Here is a 17,639-nt window from a genome sequence, read left to right as displayed (position 1 = left end):
CCAAGTTAAAAAACATAGGTATAAAGAACTATATATTTGAAAAATATGTGAATAATGTGTGTTTGATTTGTGACATAAAAAACGACCGGATAATAGGAATGATTCCCTTTATCTGGTCGTTTTTCATTACGAGGATTTCTTGGAGGTTGTTTTTTTCGTTTCCGATATTTTCCCTAGACAAAAGCCATCAATCTCACTGAGCTTTCCTCGCCATAATATTTTCCCCTTCGATGGCGTAGGCTTGCTGTCACCACAGTAAATGCGCGCGTCCTTTAAATGAATAAAATGTGCCTCTCCGACATCATCTCCATTCGCAGCCTCTCCTGCGCTTGATAGCTGCTCACTGAGCGCTTCTGATACGTCACTATCGCTCGTAAAGCTTTCACTTAGCTGTTCAAAATACTCCCTAGCAGAGATCGTTGTACCCGATACAATCGCTCCCTTTAGGTTCAGTGTAATATCTAGAGCAAAGTCATGTTTGTTTGAAGCCGTTACAAAAAACTCTAAAATGCTATCTTTTGTCACCTCAGAACTCATTCGTCCTTTGCACTCCTTTCTTGTCTCTTTTCGTTATGAAGACGTATCATCGTCACTCGCTAGCTCGGTTTCTTCATCCTCTTTCGCCGTTTTTTTTGTTTTTGATGATTTTTTTGATGATGCTTTTTTGGTTTTACCGCTGCTTTTTTTCTTCTTTTTCTCTTGTTCTTCTTCTTTCTCTTCCTCTACATCCTGTTCTTCATCTTCATCATCATCTTCGTCTTCTTCGTCTTCATTTTCTTCATCTAGCTCTTCTTGCTCGTTTTCATCTTCTTCGTCCTCGTCCTCCACATCCGCTGCCTGTTGTTCTAGTAGCATCTCAATTTTTTCTTCTAGACTTTCTAAACGCTCCTGTAGCGCTTCGTTTTCTTCCTGTAGTTCGTCATAGCTTTTATTGTCACGGTCATCTTCTTCTTTCTTTGCTGGTAAGAATCCTTGTGCAGAGTTTTTTATACTATCTACAAGCTTCAACGTTCGGTCTTTTCCGGAATCCTTATATCCAGAAAAGCGCCCTTTCACAACCGTTCCAATGCTATCAGCTAACAGTTTGGCCGCTTCACGGTCCACTCCCTCAAGCATTTTTTCTCGATTTTCTGCTTTTGATAAATAGCCGGCACTCGCTCCTACTAGTCCTCCAACAACAGCTCGTACAATAATCCCTTTTCTTCCTACCTTATTTTCTGTTTGCACCTGATTCTCTTGTTCTCCCATGTTTTTGCCTCCCGTAACAATCGAATTTTATTGTGATCCGTTCGCCTACTTTTCGTTATGTGCTACTTGCTTCGTTTCCATCTTTTCTTCTAGCGCATCTAATCGCAGCTTTAATTGCTCATTCTCAGCTTCTAGTGCTTTATTATGTTCAGATGCTTTTGAACTCAGATAAGGATCGGTCTCCCACCAGTCCATTCCGATTTCTTTTGCTTTATCAACTGACGCCACAATCAGCCGAATTTTAATGGTTAATAGTTCGATATCAGCGATCCCGACGCGAATATCTCCGGCAATTACAACACCTTTATCTAATACTTTCTCTAGCACATCAACGATCGTACTTGATTGTGTCGACTGCTGTGCGACCATAATGTGTATCCTCCTTTTAAACCATCCCTTACAGCAAATTTCCTAAAGGGCCAAGATCGATATTCAGATCTTCCTTACTAAGACCAAAAATCGTTTGCAGCTCATCCATTTTTTCCTCTAGATTCATCAATGCAACGCCAAGATCTTCAATTTGCTGATCCGTTAACGTGCCACCCTCTACTCGTCTCATTGCATGTCGTTCAATAATTTGTCGAAGTAATTCAATAACGGTAAGAACAAGCTGTGCAAGTCCTTGCTCGGCATTATCACGTCCAATGTTAATCTTTCCACTTGGATGCATCGGTTGTTCCATTCAATAGCTCTCTCCTTTGTTCGTCAAATTGATCAGAAGTTAGCTCCTTCTTCCCTTTTTCACTTGATTGAATTAACGTTTCTACTGACGAGATGAGGACCCGTAAATCTAAATAGACGAGATCAATGCCCGCAATGGAGATTAACAAATCACCTCTAATTGCCACTCCTTTGTCTAAGACAACGTCTAAAATATCAATAAGGGCGATTTCTTTGTTTTCAACATCTTCTCGCAGTGACATAGGTCTACATCCTCCATTTTTATGAAATGCTTGAGAAATGATAAGGTGGCCATGGACCTGATACCTCGACGCGAAGACCTTTTTCAAGCAGAGCCGTTTCAGATTTCTTAATCTCCTCTAGAAACTCTTCAATCGTCTCTTTTGGAAGCATGAATGCACTGTTCCACACCATACTTTCTTGAAGTCCGGTCATATCTTTTCCCCAGTTCTTTTTAACAGCTTCGTTCGTTGCATACTGTAGAAGCTGATCCTGAACGCTTTTACACAACCGGTATTTTTCTTCTTCAAGCTGCTGTGAAATAAATTTATCAAGCTTTTTCTTTTCAAAGTATTGTCTTCCTTTTGGTAGACTCTCGATCTCTTGACGCTTTTGTTCCACTACCTCATCATGATCTGTTACGTGCTGCATGAGCTTTTGATCATCACAGTATACTTTCATGTTCCATTCCTCATGGCGCTTGAGCGTCTCAAACGTGTGAATCAGCACATTATTTTTCGGTACGATCGTTTCCTTTAAGCTTTCTTCACTGTTGTAAATGGTGCCAAACTTAAGCGGAATGACCGTATGACCGCTGTAGAGCGCTGCTAGCGTTTCATGATGATGAAACGCTTTTTCCTTTAACCAATCCATATCATTTTCCATTTTCTGCTGAAGTATTTCTTCTGAATACTTGTCCGAGTTCAGCCGACAAACGACCGCCGTTACATCATTGATGGGGATGGTATAGACACGTTCTTCATCATCTAGACCTTTTAATGAAGAAAGAGGTGATTTTACTGCTTCTTCTGTCGGTATTAAACCGTATAAATAAATCATTTCTTCATCCCTTCCGTTTAGCCATGTTTTCCCATTCTTCAAGCTCTCTCCTTTTTGCTTCTTCATAGCGTAAAAGTAGTTCAGCTTCTTGTTCTTTGAAGGCCTCCTCAGGAATTTCATCTAGCTCGTACATCATCTGAAGCTGCACAAGTTTTTTTTGAATCGTTGGAAGATCATAGAGCTGCTGATCCACTTCTTCTTTAATTTTCTGTCCCACTTTAATAACCACATTAAGGGGGGCTGTAATCAGCTTGTGTATCATTCACAGTCAGCTCGCTTCTACGTTTAGGCGAATATTGACGAAGTTGTATGCGGGCCACGGACCGCTATATTTAAACTCAAGCTTTCCTTCCCACTTTTCATAAATCTCGTTTACCATCTCATCAAAGGCGCTTTCCTTATTGCGATCAATAAGAAATGACGCATTTAAAAGCATTTTTTCGCCAATAGGGTCGTTCGTCTTTGCCGCTTCTGCTAGCTCTTTTAGCGGATCATAAATATCATCAATCATCATTTGCTGCAGGTTTTGAAAGAGCTTTTGCGTTACTTCCCCAAGCTTAATTCGGTCGTAATAACCCGCTTCTTTTGTTTTACTCTGAACCGTTCCTGCTACCTTCTGAACGTCTGGATGATTTTTCACTTTCTCATCTAGAAATTCTTTGTTGGCGACTACCTTTAATCCCACTTCGATTTTCCCTTTAATTTCAGGAAAGATTTTTTCAAACTGTGGATACAGGTTTTCAAGAAGAACCGTCACGTCCTCTTCTGATTGAAAGACGTTTCCGAAGCTTACTGGAATGACTCCTTCACTATTAGCCATCACATCAGAGATCACATGCTGATGCATAAATAAGTTTTCTCGGTTCGGCTGGTAAATTTTAAGGGGAACCTGTGCTACGACGAATGCGGCGTCTTTATAGTGCAATGTATACACGTTGCGTCCTTCTCCCTCAAATTCAATTGATTGAAACGCCTTATCTTCCTTCTCTTGAATGGCTCCAAATACGTAGATGCCCATTTTTTCTCGGCTCATGATTTTCTCTCCTTTATCCTCACAATTTCTTGCATACGTTTATGATTTGTTTTTTTGCTTCCTCCTGTGGGTTGTCATGAGTATCCTTCAAGCACAACCCAAGCTTGTGCTGTAAAACGTCTAAGCAGAGTTGCTGAAATTCTTCATTTGTTCCTTTCATCGAAATCTTCTCATCTCTAGCAATTTGCGCAATCATCACAGCGGAGCGCAAACTCAAACTATGACGATCCGGACAACTCTTTCGCAGTTCAGCAAGAAGCGATGTAACGACCTTGGCATCTTGCTTTTTAATGCCAAGTTTACCTGAGAGGATCACGGCTTCCTTTGCAGGCGTTTTGTAATCTACAGAAATTGTAATCACTCGGTCAAGCAATGCATCCTGTGTTCGGTATACTCCTGCATACTCCTCCGGATTACTCGTAAAAATAACGGAGAATTCAGGGTGCACCCTCTCAAAAGGAGCAAGCTTTTTTGTTCCGTATAAAGGAATAACGCCTTCCTCTAAGATCGATAGAAACAAGTTGTTAGTCTCTGGGTTTGATCTTGTAAACTCATCGTAAATGAGCGTATAACCTTTTTTAGCCGCCTCTAGTAATCGACCATCTTGCCATGTTTCCGTTACGTTTTCCTCTTTTTTATAAACAGAGCGCACATAATTATCCACGAGCTTTTTGCTTGTAAAACCGCTAAAGTCACCAAGCAAATCCCGATTATTAAGCTCGTGATTTCCATGAATCACCATAATTGGACGACTGCGTCTTTTTGCGAGCGCCAGTGCAAGGGCTGTTTTCCCCACTCCCGTTGGCCCTGTAAAGTGAATGCAATAGCCCGCGTTCATGTAGCGGAGCGAGCGCGACAGCAGCTCCTTCGTTTGTGAATCCTGTACGATCTCCATTGATTTTTGATTTTCTTTCAGCTCTGTCATGTTAACCTCCCCGACGACTGCATTCTAGCCGACGATATCCATTGACGCGCGGGCACGGATATGAATTCGTTTAAAGGAAATGACCTCTTTGTTTTTATCTAGTAGCACCTCATAAATTCCGACCATTTCATCTTTTGCGTATTTTTTCATATATTCTTTTTCCTCAATCACTTCGACTGTCGCCTTCCACCCCTTGTCCTCGTTCAGTTCAACGGAAACAATTTTATGCGGGGGTGCGATGTAGTCTTTAAAAAAATCTGTAATATTGTCCATAATCTTTTTCATCTGCTGTTTTCACCTCGATCAACAAAACATGTGCGATTAAATACTAAATTTCGCATTTCGTTCATTTGATTGCTGTGGAAGTCCATTTTCTTCTACGTTGTCGCTCAAGAGTCCTACAGCCTCTGCATAACGTAACCACGTATCCACACTGGCAATCACGACACGTGCTTCAACTGTTAAAATTTCAATTCCAACTACGGAAACCTTCGCAAACACATCAATCACAATTCCTTTATCTAAAATACGATCAATTACCTCCGCAAGACTTGAACCATCTGTACTCTTTTGAATAGCCATTTCTATCTTCTCCTCTCGCTTACATTTTTAGCTTCGTAGTGTGCCTGTGTCATTCAGCGACTTAACCTGACCTGGTCCCTTAATTCCCTGGGATGTTTTAATGTCGCTCACACCTTTTAAATCTCGGGCACTTTTTATTTTCTTTCTTTTATCTTCTGACTTTCCGTCTTCATCGCGAGAACCACCTAGCTTCTCTTTCACGTCCAAAAACGCACCTTGAAGCTTTTCCTTTGCTTCGCCTGCCTTCTCGCGGATGTTCTCTTCATTTTCTTCCGCTTTTTCTTCTAGTTTTTTAATAGGCTTTTTTGCTTTTTCTTGAATGTTACTTTCTACCGTATCAATGGCGTGCTCTTTTACTTCCTCTTTTACTTTTTCCTTCACTGTTTCAGGCGTTTTTTCCCAAATCTTCTTGCCAGCTTTTCCGATCATTTCTTTCGCAGGATCAGTACTCATTGACTACCTCCTGTGTCTCAAGCTTCTTATTTACTCTCAAGTACCTTGTTTAACTTTTCTTCTAGTCGTTTTAACTGATCATTCAACTGTTTGTTTTCTTCTTGAAGCTTTTCATAAGACTCACCTGAAGAAGCTGACGCCGTTTGCTTTGGCTCCTCCGCGTTGCCTTGCTGTACACCTTCTACTTTTTTCGTTATATAATCAACCGCCGTTTTTTTAAAGGAATCTGCGGCCTGACCTGCGATCAGCTCCTGCATCGTTTTCTTTAATTCCTTACCGGCTAACTTCATTACGTCGGACTTTCCGACACGCTCCGAAATCTTTTTTCCCATCCCTGGGTTAGACATCAAACCAATTCCGGCTCCTACCACGCCGCCGAGCAGCGTTAAGTTCACCACATAATTACTACTGCCTTTTTCTTTTGCTACTGTTTGATCATTAGTTTGTAATTCTGTTTCCTCTGATGACTGTGTTTTCGTATTCTCTGACATGTCCATCACCTTTTCCCTTTTAGTTTTGTTGTCCTATGTGTAATTCAGTAGCTCATTGCTTCTCCTTCTCTGGATAAAGTCCTCAGCTGCTAAATAAGTGCTTTAGAATTGAGTTGCCCCTTAGTCTTCTGCATCCACTTTTGAAGAAGCAATAAGAGTAAGTCTAGTAGGCGGTTCCCCACCCCACATGTCAATAAACTTGCCTGGCAAAGTGTAAAAATTTATTTTGTTAATAATTACAATGATTGTTACAAGAAACGGGGAAAAACTTGCTAAAATTTCAGCTAAACATGCGCTATCGCCAATTATTAAGACAAACATTACATTTTTGTTACAAAAGCATAGGTGAGTGATCCAAATCATTTTTTAATACGTTTAGAGTGATTTAGAAAAAGAACGAATTAAAAATGGGAACGATTACAATAAAGTTTTTTTAAAAAAAGAGAAATTTTTAATCTATTTTTAAGAATGGGACGATATAGTGACGTCTTAAGAGGGAGAACTTTAAGAGTAATGGGGAGATTGAACATGATGAATAAAACATTGGAAGAACTACAAAAACGCGTAAAAGCAGAACATAAAGACGTGGCAAAATTTGCACAGCACGTTTTCGATGAGCTTGATAAGAAGTCAGAAGAGCATCGTCTACTTGTGGCAGCCAATGCGATCGCAGGCATCAGCCCAGACGGAGAACTTGAAAAATTATACCGTGACCTATCAAATGAAATGAAACGAACCATTATTGATGTATTGAAAAAAACAACCCAAGACTTCGAGCACCAGGGAGACAAATATTGGGATAAAAACTTTAAAGACGGTGTAGCTGAGTAAAACCCTCTACAACGCCAAAAAGAGCGGAATTTTCCATCCGCTCTTTTCTTATTTCCATTTAACCGAGCCCAGACGTATTCATAAGCACAATCCGCCATTTGTCTGGGTCCTCAAACGTACGACCTTTTGCGGCCCAATATGGATTCTCAGGCTCCACCTCGTAATATCCAAGCCCATGTAACCGGTCCGTTACGAGCTCCATTTCTTCTCTGCTAGGTATGTAAAACACCAAAAGATTATCTTTTGATGGCGCTGGACATGGACTGCCTGATTGATGCTGCGTAAACTCTAGGTGATAATCAACGTTCGGAAGCCCGTACATCACCCCATCATAACCATCGTGATCCCAAAATTCACCCACACGCTTCAATCCCAAGCCCCGCTCATAAAACTCAATCACCCGCTCAAGCTGATCTGTAGGCCTTGCCACACGAAACTGCACATAATTCACGCCAAACCGCCTCCTATCTCTTCTATAGGTTCACTATATGCCAAAACACCGCGGCTGAAAAACGGCTTAAGATGGACGTTTTGCTCGTTCTTTTGGCGGAGGGGAAATGACATGTTTTTACCGATCGGTTACCTATTCCCCTTACGTTCAAAGTAGCTATTCAATCGGTACTCCACGATTTGTTTTATCCATTCATATAAAAGCACCTGTTCTTGTTCATCTACTTTAATATGAAAAGTGAATAGATCATCTTCAAACGTAATCATTCCCTTTGAACTTCCACTCCACTTCGTCATAGGCATCGTAGCGATCAATTTAGCTACCTTATTTTCATCAAATTCCCAAAGTTTTTTTGATGAGCGGTCGGAGAAATCAATCTTTTTTCTGTAGTCTTTCTCTGTTAAATAGTGATGGAAGAAAGATGCTGCATCAGCAGAAGAAATGGGTTTGTACCATTCCCTCGCTCCTTTTGTCAGCATGTATTGCAGCACAACCATTTTATAGCTTTTCGTCATGCTCGTACGCTCAACTTCTTCAATAAGTGATTTGTGCTTGCCAAACGTTTCTTCCTCTTCTACCGTTAGCTCATTAGCCCACGAGAGAAAGCCAATATACGACTTAAACTCTTGATAGTAAGCTTGGGTCGGTTCAGTACCATTTAAATGAAGCTCCCAATAGCTAGGTCTTCTTCCTAAATCCCGCTTAAGATTCAAAAAAGCTAGATGAAGTTTTTCCTTACGTGGCTGTCTTTTTTTCTGAAACTCTGTAAATAAGTTAATAACTTGCGTATCAAGATGCAGCTCGCAAGATTCCGGCAACGTCGGCAAAAAAGATGGTTTACCGTTCTTTTCAGTTGATCCCGTATCAAAAAGCTGCAGTTTCGTATCCGCGTGCCGATAGTTCCCGATAAGATCAATAATCGTGCAGTGTTTTTTCTCACTATGTAAACGAAGACCTCGTCCTACCTGCTGGGTAAAAACAGTCACAGATTCGGTCGGTCGGACAAATAGTAAAGTATCAACAGAAGGTATGTCCACTCCTTCATTAAACAAATTCACTGTGAAGATGACGCTAATCTGTTGGTCATCAAGCTGTCTAATAGCCTCTCCTCTTGTCATTCCTTGCGTTCTTGAGTGAAGACCTATGGATTTATCTCCTCTTTTTGTAAAATAGGCGGCTAAAAAGTCTGCTTGTTCAATAGAAGAACAAAAACCAATTGTCCTTGTTTGTTTACGCTGATTCCAAGCGTCATATATTTTTTCTGCAACCTCTTCTTTCAGCTGAACAGCTAGCAATTCTTCACGATCATATTTTGTACCAAGCCATGTAATAGAAGCGTAATCCGTCTCATCGTAAACACCGTAATAATAAAACGGGGAAAGCCACTCTCGCTGCACAGCCTCCATCAAATGCATCTGATAAGCAACGTTTCCTTCACAAATGCTATAAATATCTTTCTGATCCATTCGATCTGGCGTAGCCGTAATTCCAAGCAAAAATTTAGGCTTAAAATAATGGATGACTTTTTGGTAGGTAGCTGCCGCCGCATGATGAAACTCATCGACGATAATAAGGTCAAACTCATCCTGACGAAAGGTGTGCAGATGTTTATCGCGACTAAGTGTGTAAATGGAAGCAAACACAAAATCCACATCCTGAACTTTTTCCTTTCCATAGAAAAGACCTGATGATCGATTGGGCATGATTATTTTAAAGGATGTTTGTGCCTGTCCAAGTATTTCTTCTAGATGAGCGATGAATAAAACCTTCTTGAATTTTTTTGCGTAAAATCCTGCTAAATACGTCTTTCCAAGCCCAGTTGCCATTACAACCATTGCCTTACTGTAACCTTCTTCGTACGTATCCTCTAACGCAGACAGAGCTTCTAGCTGCGCAAACCGCGGCTGGATTTCTCCATAAGATACAGGATCGTCCAGCACTAATCCTGCTTCAGTGGAGGTCTCTTCAGTAGTCGGAAGCATAAGCTCCTGTTCCTCTCGCTCTGACCAACTATATGGTAGGGAAGGTGTACGCTGATGAAATTTCTCATATTGCTCTCCATAAAGCAAAGTCGTCTCACGATTTACCGATAATGTTTGTTCATGATAAAACAAATGAAGAAATTGTTCAGTCGCCATGGACAACGTACTGTCATTCACGCCCTCTTTCACTTTTACATTCCACTCTACGCCGTCCATCAAAGCGGAAGCAGATAAATTAGAAGAACCGATAATACAAACACCTTCTTCATTTGACTCGAACAAGTACGCCTTTGGATGAAATGACTTTCCTTTACTTTGCCATAGGCGAGCTTCAATTCTCCGATGTATAGTGACTAACCTTTGAAGCGCTTTTGGCTGTGTGATAAACAAGTAGTCACCACATAATATTTTAATTTCAGCACCGCGGTTAGCTGCTTCATAAAGAGATTTTCCCAAAAGACGAACGCCTGAATCCATAATGAAGGAAGTAAGAATGTAAATGCTTTTAGAGCGTTCAATTTCTCGTAGTACATCTCGTCCAACTTGAGAAGTAATAAGTTGGACATTACTCATCTTCAACATCAACCAAGAAAATACGTTCTTTAAACCCACCGCGCTTTTCCGCTTTTCTTTGACGAACTTCTTCTAACTGTTGAACCGTTGCGCCATGAGCTTCTGCTAGTGAATGGATAATTTCCAGTAGATCCGCTAGCTCTTCAACCCCTTCTTCATCATTTGGACTTGCAAGGTATTCGGCCAACTCTTCGGATGCTTTCGCTTGTAAAGCCTGTACATACTCCTCTTGAGACAAAATGGTTGTACGATAGTTTTTACCTGTGTTAGAAATAATTTCTGGAATGCGATCACGAACTAATTTATTATAAGTGGGCATTATTTTCACTCCTTAATCTTTTTATTACTATTATTTTACCAAATTAACTCCTACTAAAAATGGTCATTCTACTCTCATTTCTGAAAAACTTACAAACTAATAACGTATCAATTACCGCATTAAAGGATACACCCCTCTAAACTGACTCCCACAGCCTCTCCACATCCATCAACTCATCGTGGTGAAGCGTCAGCTTATAAATATCAGGCTTTGTCGTGCTGTTTAAGAACTGGAGGTCACACCTCGGATCAAAGTGATTCATGATTAAGGTCATAACCGCTCCGTGAGATCCGATGACTATTTTCTTGCCTTCATAGGTGTTAATTAAGTCCTTCACTACCTTCACTGCACGCTTTTGACATTCGTTGTTGGATTCACCGCCTTCTAATGAAAAGTGGGGATCTAAAAAGGATTGTTCGAGAAGAGGCGCTAATTCTTTGTCTGATAAGCGAGTGCCTTTTGGAGAAAAGATCCGTTCTTTCAGCTCTTCTATTATTACGACTTCTTTATGAAGCGTCTTTGCTACTTTTTCGACCGTTAGTACAGAGCGTCTATATGGACTTGAAGCGACGACATCAACGTCTTCTTCCTTTAAAACTTCTGCTACCCGCTCTGCATCTCGATATCCCTTTTCAGTTAGCTCCCTTGTTCGCTCGTTTCCTTCCTTTGGCGAATCTCCGTGCCTGACTAAGTAAATAATGGTATTCATTTTTTCCCTCCTTATCTAAGAACTCAAAAGTGTTTGTAAACGATCTCGATACGTCCCTCTATATGGTAATATTACCCACCAATCACATTACTACATATGCACAAAAAAATACACCACCTTTATATTTAGTGGTGTATTTGGTCATTGGTTATTTTAATAGAAGATAAATCACGCGGAAGCGCCACATAAACAGTCAGTCGATCTCCATTGCTCTCCGCCCAAATCCTACCTTTATGCAGTTCAACAATGCGCTTTGAAATGGAAAGTCCTAGTCCTGAACCTGCAACCTTGCTTGATCTTGCTTCATCTCCCCGGTAAAAGCGATCAAAGAGCTGTTTTACATTATCTTTACTGATGTGATGAGTAATGTTTGAAATGCTTGTGATGACTTCCTGCTTTGTTTCATGTATCTTTACCTCAATGTCTTTTCCTTGGCTATATTTCTCTGCGTTTGAAAGAAGGTTATCGTATACTCTCACCATTTTTTCTACATCTATATGAAGTGGAACAGAGTTTGCTGGCAGATGAAGATGAACTTGATACCCTTTCATTTCAAAAATTGGCTCATATTCGCCTACGAGCTGATGAAGCAGTCCGACTAAATCGATTTCTTGCACATTCATCTCTACGTCTGGCAGTGATAGCTTCGTATATTCAAACAATTCATCGAGTAGCTGCTTTAATTTCTGAGATAGCCTGTACGTTGTGTCTACATATTCATCTAGCTCCACCTTCGATTTATACCGATCGTCTTTTACTAGCTGTAGATAGCCAATAATCGATGTAAGAGGGGTACGTAAATCGTGTGATAAGTTGGTAATGAGCTCATTCTTTGATTGCTCGACTTTTCGTTCGTGCTCAAACCGTTCTCGGAGCTGCTGTGTCATCCAGTTGATGTTTGTTGCAAGAGATGAAAGTTCGTTTTTCCCCTTAACCGGAATTGTATACGTCCAATCTTTTTTTACAATCCGACCAATGCCCTGCTCGATTTGCTTAATATAATTCGTAATCGGCCTCATCAGTAAGAAAAAGAGTACTAAAAATGCGATGACACTAATTCCAAGAGCCGTGTACACTTGGCGATTGTACTTAATAGGATTCATTTCCCATTTTGACGGTGGGCTATCGATAACTAGATATCCCATCTCACCGTTAAAAGTGACCGGGGAGATGAAATAAGAATATTGGTGATCCCCCGTCCGCTGAGTTTGCCCATTAAAATTCATTTTTTCTTGAATAAGTTTCTTAATATTTTTTTCACGAATTCTTGGACTCTCCGTTTGGAATTTAACATCTCCGTTCCCGTCTGCTACTAAAAGACTAAGCGTTGGATGTTGTTGTTTAATGTCTGACAGCATTTCCATAATGGCGTTACGATCACTTAAATCAAGATTCGTTTTCTCCGCTACCTGTCTTGTTTGATGTAATACATATTCAACTTTCTCGCCTTTCTTTTGTTCTTCCTGAAAGGACCAAATATCTTGAAAGTAGCTAATAATCACGAAAAAGGTAACGGACGCCACTACAAAACACAGAATAAATATTAAGATCAGTCTAATGTTCAGCTTCACAAACGGTCCTCTTACCCTCTTTTTCACGTTAAAATCACTCATGCCTTATACCCTGTCCCCCATACCGTCTGGATGTAGATTGGTTTTTTAGGGTTTTCTTCAATTTTATTACGAATTTTTGTTATGTGAACCATTACCGTGTTATCAGCTTTGTAAAAAGGCTCTTCCCATACCGCTTCATAAATACGCTCAATGCTGAATACTTGTCCGGGATGACGCAAAAGGAGCGTCAACACTTGAAACTCTTTTGGTGTGAGGCGGACTTCACGACTTCCTACAAACACCTCATTTGTTTTTGGATTAACCTTTAGCTCTCCTTTTTCAAGAACATGAGACGATACCCGAGTGTCTGGCTGCATATAATAGCGACGGAGCTGTGATTTGATCCGCGCAATCAGCTCTAGCGGATTAAATGGCTTTGTGACGTAATCCTCTGCTCCACTCGCAAGACCTTGAATTTTGTCCATATCCTGTGACTTAGCTGACAAAAAAATAATTGGCATTTGATGCTTTTCTCGAATTTTCAAACATGCCTCGATCCCATCCATCCCGGGCATCATCACGTCTAATACAATTAAATCGATCGGGTGATTCTCTACTAGTTCGATTGCTTGAAGTGCATGTGAGGCTTCAATAACTTCATAACCTTCATTTTTTAAATAGACGGATACAAGTCGTCTAATATCTTCTTCATCATCAACCACTAAAATATGTTTTTCTGACATTTTTCTTCACTCTTTCTCATTGATTTCAAACCGTTATGACACGTAAAGACGTATGCAGGCGGTATGTTTAGCCAAACCCTTTTATATGATAGAGTGTGGAAATACGCCTTAAAATATTGTTGCTTTACCTTGGAATATTGAAAGGTAATAAACTTCCCTTCGTTCCCAAGCACAGCAACCGTAGCTGTTAAAATTTTTTCGGATACGCTGACTGGCAGACTCGTAAACGGTAAACCAGAAACAATATAGTCGACTGCTTCTATCTCATATTTTTCAACATACTCATTCACGTGCTCAGCCGACCCGTGGATAATATGGACATTTTTTATGTTTTGATACTTTTCTTTTAATATGGCATAAAATTGGGGATTCGTTTCAATCACGAGAAAAATTGTCCGACTTTCCTTTCGGCGCATAATCTCCTCTGTGAATACACCTGTTCCTGGTCCATATTCTATAATACACTGTACATCGTGAAAAGGAATAGTTCGTATCATCTGTTTCGCTAACGCTCCCGAGCTCGGCATAATCGCCCCTACAATGCGCGGATGCTTTATATATTCTCTGACAAACTGAAGAGCTTTCATCAATATGTTCTCCTCTTTTCATTCTTCTACTTAATTGCTATCAGTTTACATAGCAGTTCTTAATAAAAGATGAGGAAAAATCTTAACAATTCTTAACATGATCCATCTCTTTGGACAAACTTTTTCGCACTTTTATGCATCATATCCATTCCGCTTGAATAACATCACAAATAACAAAAATTACTAAAAATTCCTTTTATTATGTTTTAAGACGGGAGATGGGGGAAAATCATAAGCGGCGTGATGTCACGTAAAATGAAAGGAGATGTATAAATGAAGGAATTCATTTTTTACCGATCTAAGTGGAAAGTCGTTCTACTAGGAGTCATTGTCTTAGCGGCAGAAGCGCTGTTTGGATTCATGATTGTTGATGAACTCACGTACTCAGATGGTATAACAGGATACCTTATTTTAGGGGTAGTCATGTTCCTTTTACTTCTGTGGGTACTAGCAAAATGGGGGAAAATTATTCTCTCCACCCAGCCTTTTTTAATTATGACTGAGAAAGAGCTGACCATATTCACTTCTCCATCGGAACCATTCACTTTTAAAATGAGCGATGTAGAAGGGCTTCTTCCATACGAAGTTTCCAACGTTCCAATGTTCGGCATCATTTTAGTAGACGAAGAAAAATACTATCGTATCGCTCCAAAAACGACGAAGCGGATCGCAAACATCAACCATCGCACAGGTTTTCCTATATTTAATGTCGCCCTAAATATGATGAAGCGTCAGGATAGGGAGAAGTTTCTAGTGGCTTTGTCCGAATTGGAGATTAATATTTTAGTTCCGGAGGAAAATGCGAAAGCACAGTAAGGCTAAACGTTGCATATAAAAAAGACCTTAAGCAAGTGCTTTAAGGTCCTTTTACACCAGTTATGAAATAATGGCCATAACGCCCATAACGGAAACAACTAAAATGAGCACTAAGTTTCCAATAATTAGCCATGGCTTAAAGGAGCGTCTTTCTCCTTTAATCGCTGTAATGAAGCCAACAATCGGCAATAGGGTCATTACAATTACCCAGATTTTTTTTATTACACCTGATTCAATATGTACATTCGCCTGAATAATTCCAAAGAGGACAAGCGTTAAGAAAAAGAACAAACCAGGGATCACAAGGGATACCCCTCTCCTTCTTTCAAACAAAAACATCACATACTTTCTTTATAAGGTTTGTTTTATTATATCGTGTTTTCTTGTCTTTGTACATGTGACTAGAGAATGACATTGGTACACCCGCGTTTGCCCGTCCCCTTTCTTTCGTCTTACAGCTACTCTACACAGCACTTTTCAAGTATAATAGATTACGTAAAAGACGTTATTTATGATAGAAGGGGGAGATTGACCATTTTTTTCGCTAAGACTGCTCGCATTTTATTTGTCGGCTCGTTACTAACTATGACTGCATGCTCATCCCCTTCAGAGAAAGCTTCTTCAAACGAGGAAATGACCAAGCATTACACGACAGCATCACAACCGAAAAATCTTCAAAAATTCACTGATCAATATGGTATTGTTCGCATTTCTACTCACCCCGTGCGTACGATTAAAAAAGACGGGAAAGAACAGAAAGTGAATTATGGGGATAACATCGTCAATATTCAGACTGAAAAACCACTAACGCCTACTTCAAGTGACTTAGATAAGCGCTATGAGCAATTTATTACCAAGGATATTGCTGCAGATGATTATAAGCCTTGGGCAGAATCGTCGAATTTAGAGCAGGCTATGGCCAAGCACCTCTATTACATGGTTCATGTTATGGACGTTTTAAAGCCAGGCTCCGCTCAAAACAATGAATTTAAGGGAGCACTTGCTTACTTAGAAAAAGCGTCTAGCAGCGAGTGGATTCCTCCCGCCCCTCAAACAGCAACAGACGAATCGTTGCTGACAGTGTTTAACAACACAAGGCCCTATTGGAAAGACCTTATTAACGCTTACGAACAAAATCGTGATGCCAAAAATATGACAGCGATTTATCAGAAGGCTCATGATCAGACGAATCGTCTCATTATTGCAACGAACCTTGTTTTCTCAAAAAATATGGAAAAACGTTTAGCTGAATAAGTCCCAGTTTTTCCATTTACGAGAAAAAAGTCCCATAAGAAAACAAACAGTCCCGTTTATTTTTAGGAAGAAATATTTATTTATTTAGTCTAACGCCTTAATTTCTTATCTTTACCTTGAAAATGTTTACAAATATGCTATATTGGGAAAGTCAGTTTTTAACAACTTTGTATGTTAACAACAAGTTGAACACAGGAAGAGGAGTGGATTTTATTGAAATTAACGAAAAAAATCGCCACTAGCGTCGTGGCAGGAGCACTAACATTATCTTTGGCAGCATGCGGAAGCGATACTTCCCCGAAAGAGTCTTTCACACAATCATTTTCCCAAGTAAAAACGCCTCATCAATATAAAACCGATATGAGTTTAGCGATGAAAGTTGACGGAGACATGACAGATCCGCAGCTGCAACAAATGGCTGATGTTGTAAACAACTCAAAAATTTCTGCAACAAGCGTCGTGGATGATACGCAGAAAAAATCTGAAACAAATCTTCATCTGAAAGTAAACATGGGTGGTGCAAGTCTTGAAGGTGACATTCCAATGTTATTAGATGAAAAACAAAACAAATTGTACGTAGGTACAGACAGCCTTGTTAAAAACTTAAGTCAGTTCATTCCGATCCCACCTGAGCTTGCTGGCAAACTATTAGAAGTAGATTTAGACGATCAGCAAGCTGCCCAGTCCATCGATGGATTACCAACAGAGCTTTCTGCGTACATTCAAAGCCCTGAGTTCCAAAAAGATGCTGTAAAAGAGTTTGATAACGTTCTAAAGAACAAAAAAGAATCCGAGTTTACTAAAGACAGTGACGGAAACATCACGGTAACGGTGACGAAAAAAGATTTAATTCAATACGTAAAAAACGTTGTGAAACTAGTTGAGAAAAAATCTGGTGAAGACCTTAGCAAACAAGGACTTTCTCAAGAAGATTTAGATAAGCAACTTAACAAAGCGTTTGAATCAATTAAACTAGAAAAATCAACGGTAACTGCAAAGGTAGATGGAGATGATCTAAAATCTCACGTTATTAATGTAAAAGCAACGGTTCTAGATCCAGAAGACAAGTCGAAAGAACTTGCAAAGATCAACGTGAAGTTTGATATTGCGTACAATAAAGACGGTTACCCAACAACGCAAAACGTAACGTTAAAAGGTGACTTCTTAGACCCTAAAGGCAATATGAAGTTTGAAGTAACAAGCAAAACGAAAAACAGCAACTTCGGTAAAAAACAAACGTTCACAATCGATCCTTCTAAAGAAGAAACGATTACACCTGAACAAATCGAAGCAATGATGGGCCAAATGCAATAAGCTCGCTTAACCAAAAGCCTCAATGCTCTTTAAGA

The 17,639-nt window shown here is 39.9% G+C and carries 25 protein-coding genes; 4 read left to right on the top strand and 21 right to left on the bottom strand.

The annotated features are described in order from the left end of the window. Positions 1 to 126: 126 nt before the first annotated feature. The 13 genes from gvpU to IE339_RS07570 are packed head-to-tail and all read right to left on the bottom strand — an operon-like array spanning position 127 to position 6,472. Entirely contained in the window at positions 127 to 537 is a 411-nt protein-coding gene (gene gvpU / locus IE339_RS07630) for a gas vesicle accessory protein GvpU (RefSeq protein ID WP_242175261.1), read from the bottom strand. Between the two features lie 33 nt (positions 538 to 570). Further along, a complete protein-coding gene (gene gvpT / locus IE339_RS07625) occupies positions 571 to 1,248 on the bottom strand; it encodes a GvpT/GvpP family gas vesicle accessory protein (RefSeq protein ID WP_242175259.1) in 678 nt (225 codons plus the stop codon). A 45-nt stretch (positions 1,249 to 1,293) separates the two neighbouring features. Next, complete coding sequence (locus tag IE339_RS07620) at positions 1,294 to 1,617, bottom strand: gas vesicle protein (RefSeq protein WP_053402976.1); 324 nt, start codon at positions 1,615 to 1,617, stop codon at positions 1,294 to 1,296. A 28-nt stretch (positions 1,618 to 1,645) separates the two neighbouring features. Continuing rightward, positions 1,646 to 1,930, bottom strand: coding sequence for a gas vesicle protein K (locus IE339_RS07615; RefSeq protein ID WP_053402977.1), 285 nt, complete (start codon positions 1,928 to 1,930; stop codon positions 1,646 to 1,648). Next, complete coding sequence (locus IE339_RS07610) at positions 1,896 to 2,171, bottom strand: gas vesicle protein (protein WP_053402978.1); 276 nt, start codon at positions 2,169 to 2,171, stop codon at positions 1,896 to 1,898. The genes IE339_RS07615 and IE339_RS07610 overlap by 35 nt, the downstream gene beginning before the upstream one ends. A 19-nt stretch (positions 2,172 to 2,190) precedes the next feature. Further along, positions 2,191 to 3,030: a GvpL/GvpF family gas vesicle protein gene (locus IE339_RS07605; protein WP_242175257.1), complete on the bottom strand. Its 840-nt coding sequence runs from the start codon at positions 3,028 to 3,030 to the stop codon at positions 2,191 to 2,193. Further along, positions 2,993 to 3,250, bottom strand: a complete 258-nt coding sequence (locus tag IE339_RS07600) for a gas vesicle protein GvpG (protein WP_053402980.1) — start codon at positions 3,248 to 3,250, stop codon at positions 2,993 to 2,995. Before IE339_RS07600 ends, IE339_RS07605 begins: the two co-directional genes overlap by 38 nt. A gap of 6 nt (positions 3,251 to 3,256) precedes the next feature. Beyond that, a complete protein-coding gene (locus IE339_RS07595; protein WP_242175255.1) occupies positions 3,257 to 4,021 on the bottom strand; it encodes a GvpL/GvpF family gas vesicle protein in 765 nt (254 codons plus the stop codon). A 19-nt stretch (positions 4,022 to 4,040) separates the two neighbouring features. Further along, on the bottom strand, positions 4,041 to 4,946 hold the full coding sequence (gene gvpN, locus IE339_RS07590; RefSeq protein ID WP_242175252.1) for a gas vesicle protein GvpN: 906 nt from the start codon (positions 4,944 to 4,946) through the stop codon (positions 4,041 to 4,043). Between the two features lie 24 nt (positions 4,947 to 4,970). After that, positions 4,971 to 5,231 carry a gas vesicle protein GvpO gene (gene gvpO, locus IE339_RS07585; RefSeq protein ID WP_242175251.1) on the bottom strand — a complete coding sequence of 87 codons (261 nt, stop codon included), beginning with the start codon at positions 5,229 to 5,231 and terminating at the stop codon, positions 4,971 to 4,973. A 36-nt stretch (positions 5,232 to 5,267) separates the two neighbouring features. Beyond that, positions 5,268 to 5,528 (bottom strand): gas vesicle protein GvpJ, encoded by a 261-nt coding sequence (gene gvpJ / locus IE339_RS07580; protein WP_053402984.1) that lies wholly within the window; start codon positions 5,526 to 5,528, stop codon positions 5,268 to 5,270. Between the two features lie 27 nt (positions 5,529 to 5,555). Beyond that, positions 5,556 to 5,981: a gas vesicle protein GvpQ gene (locus IE339_RS07575; RefSeq protein ID WP_242175250.1), complete on the bottom strand. Its 426-nt coding sequence runs from the start codon at positions 5,979 to 5,981 to the stop codon at positions 5,556 to 5,558. A 26-nt stretch (positions 5,982 to 6,007) separates the two neighbouring features. After that, positions 6,008 to 6,472: a BREX-1 system adenine-specific DNA-methyltransferase PglX gene (locus IE339_RS07570; protein ID WP_242175249.1), complete on the bottom strand. Its 465-nt coding sequence runs from the start codon at positions 6,470 to 6,472 to the stop codon at positions 6,008 to 6,010. A 528-nt stretch (positions 6,473 to 7,000) separates the two neighbouring features. Here IE339_RS07570 and IE339_RS07565 point away from each other — a divergent pair. Next, positions 7,001 to 7,303, top strand: coding sequence for a hypothetical protein (locus IE339_RS07565; RefSeq protein WP_053402987.1), 303 nt, complete (start codon positions 7,001 to 7,003; stop codon positions 7,301 to 7,303). A gap of 58 nt (positions 7,304 to 7,361) precedes the next feature. Here the strand turns inward: IE339_RS07565 and IE339_RS07560 are convergent, their stop codons facing one another. The 7 genes from IE339_RS07560 to IE339_RS07530 all read right to left on the bottom strand — a co-directional run bounded on the left by IE339_RS07560 (position 7,362) and on the right by IE339_RS07530 (position 14,220). Further along, positions 7,362 to 7,754 (bottom strand): VOC family protein, encoded by a 393-nt coding sequence (locus IE339_RS07560; protein WP_242175248.1) that lies wholly within the window; start codon positions 7,752 to 7,754, stop codon positions 7,362 to 7,364. 128 nt (positions 7,755 to 7,882) lie between these two features. Next, complete coding sequence (locus IE339_RS07555; protein WP_242175247.1) at positions 7,883 to 10,309, bottom strand: DEAD/DEAH box helicase family protein; 2,427 nt, start codon at positions 10,307 to 10,309, stop codon at positions 7,883 to 7,885. Beyond that, positions 10,302 to 10,628 (bottom strand): nucleoside triphosphate pyrophosphohydrolase, encoded by a 327-nt coding sequence (locus IE339_RS07550; protein WP_242175246.1) that lies wholly within the window; start codon positions 10,626 to 10,628, stop codon positions 10,302 to 10,304. The genes IE339_RS07555 and IE339_RS07550 overlap by 8 nt, the downstream gene beginning before the upstream one ends. Before the next feature lie 136 nt (positions 10,629 to 10,764). After that, positions 10,765 to 11,337, bottom strand: coding sequence for a histidine phosphatase family protein (locus IE339_RS07545; RefSeq protein ID WP_242175245.1), 573 nt, complete (start codon positions 11,335 to 11,337; stop codon positions 10,765 to 10,767). A 125-nt stretch (positions 11,338 to 11,462) separates the two neighbouring features. After that, positions 11,463 to 12,908, bottom strand: a complete 1,446-nt coding sequence (locus IE339_RS07540) for a sensor histidine kinase (protein ID WP_242175244.1) — start codon at positions 12,906 to 12,908, stop codon at positions 11,463 to 11,465. 38 nt (positions 12,909 to 12,946) lie between these two features. Then, complete coding sequence (locus IE339_RS07535) at positions 12,947 to 13,633, bottom strand: response regulator transcription factor (protein ID WP_242175243.1); 687 nt, start codon at positions 13,631 to 13,633, stop codon at positions 12,947 to 12,949. Further along, positions 13,612 to 14,220 carry a class I SAM-dependent methyltransferase gene (locus tag IE339_RS07530; RefSeq protein ID WP_242175242.1) on the bottom strand — a complete coding sequence of 203 codons (609 nt, stop codon included), beginning with the start codon at positions 14,218 to 14,220 and terminating at the stop codon, positions 13,612 to 13,614. Before IE339_RS07530 ends, IE339_RS07535 begins: the two co-directional genes overlap by 22 nt. 273 nt (positions 14,221 to 14,493) lie before the next feature. On the opposite strand from IE339_RS07530, the gene IE339_RS07525 reads away from it, so the two are divergent. Further along, positions 14,494 to 15,036, top strand: coding sequence for an STM3941 family protein (locus tag IE339_RS07525; protein WP_242175241.1), 543 nt, complete (start codon positions 14,494 to 14,496; stop codon positions 15,034 to 15,036). Positions 15,037 to 15,096: 60 nt separating this feature from the next. On the opposite strand, the gene IE339_RS07520 is transcribed toward IE339_RS07525, so the two are convergent. Further along, positions 15,097 to 15,339 carry a hypothetical protein gene (locus IE339_RS07520; protein WP_242175240.1) on the bottom strand — a complete coding sequence of 81 codons (243 nt, stop codon included), beginning with the start codon at positions 15,337 to 15,339 and terminating at the stop codon, positions 15,097 to 15,099. Between the two features lie 225 nt (positions 15,340 to 15,564). Between IE339_RS07520 and IE339_RS07515 the strand changes: the two genes are divergently transcribed. Together IE339_RS07515 and IE339_RS07510 are read left to right on the top strand one after the other, a co-directional pair. Continuing rightward, a complete protein-coding gene (locus tag IE339_RS07515) occupies positions 15,565 to 16,290 on the top strand; it encodes a hypothetical protein (protein WP_242175239.1) in 726 nt (241 codons plus the stop codon). A gap of 213 nt (positions 16,291 to 16,503) precedes the next feature. Further along, the gene (locus IE339_RS07510; protein WP_242175238.1) at positions 16,504 to 17,604 is read left to right on the top strand and encodes a hypothetical protein; all 1,101 of its coding nucleotides are present in this window, start codon (positions 16,504 to 16,506) and stop codon (positions 17,602 to 17,604) included. Positions 17,605 to 17,639 lie beyond the last annotated feature (35 nt).

This window comes from Priestia koreensis, assembly GCF_022646885.1.
GTDB lineage: Bacteria > Bacillota > Bacilli > Bacillales > Bacillaceae_H > Bacillus_AG > Bacillus_AG koreensis_A.
The sequence above is the reverse complement of the archived record's forward strand: the minus strand, read 5'-3'. Positions and strand labels throughout refer to the sequence as shown.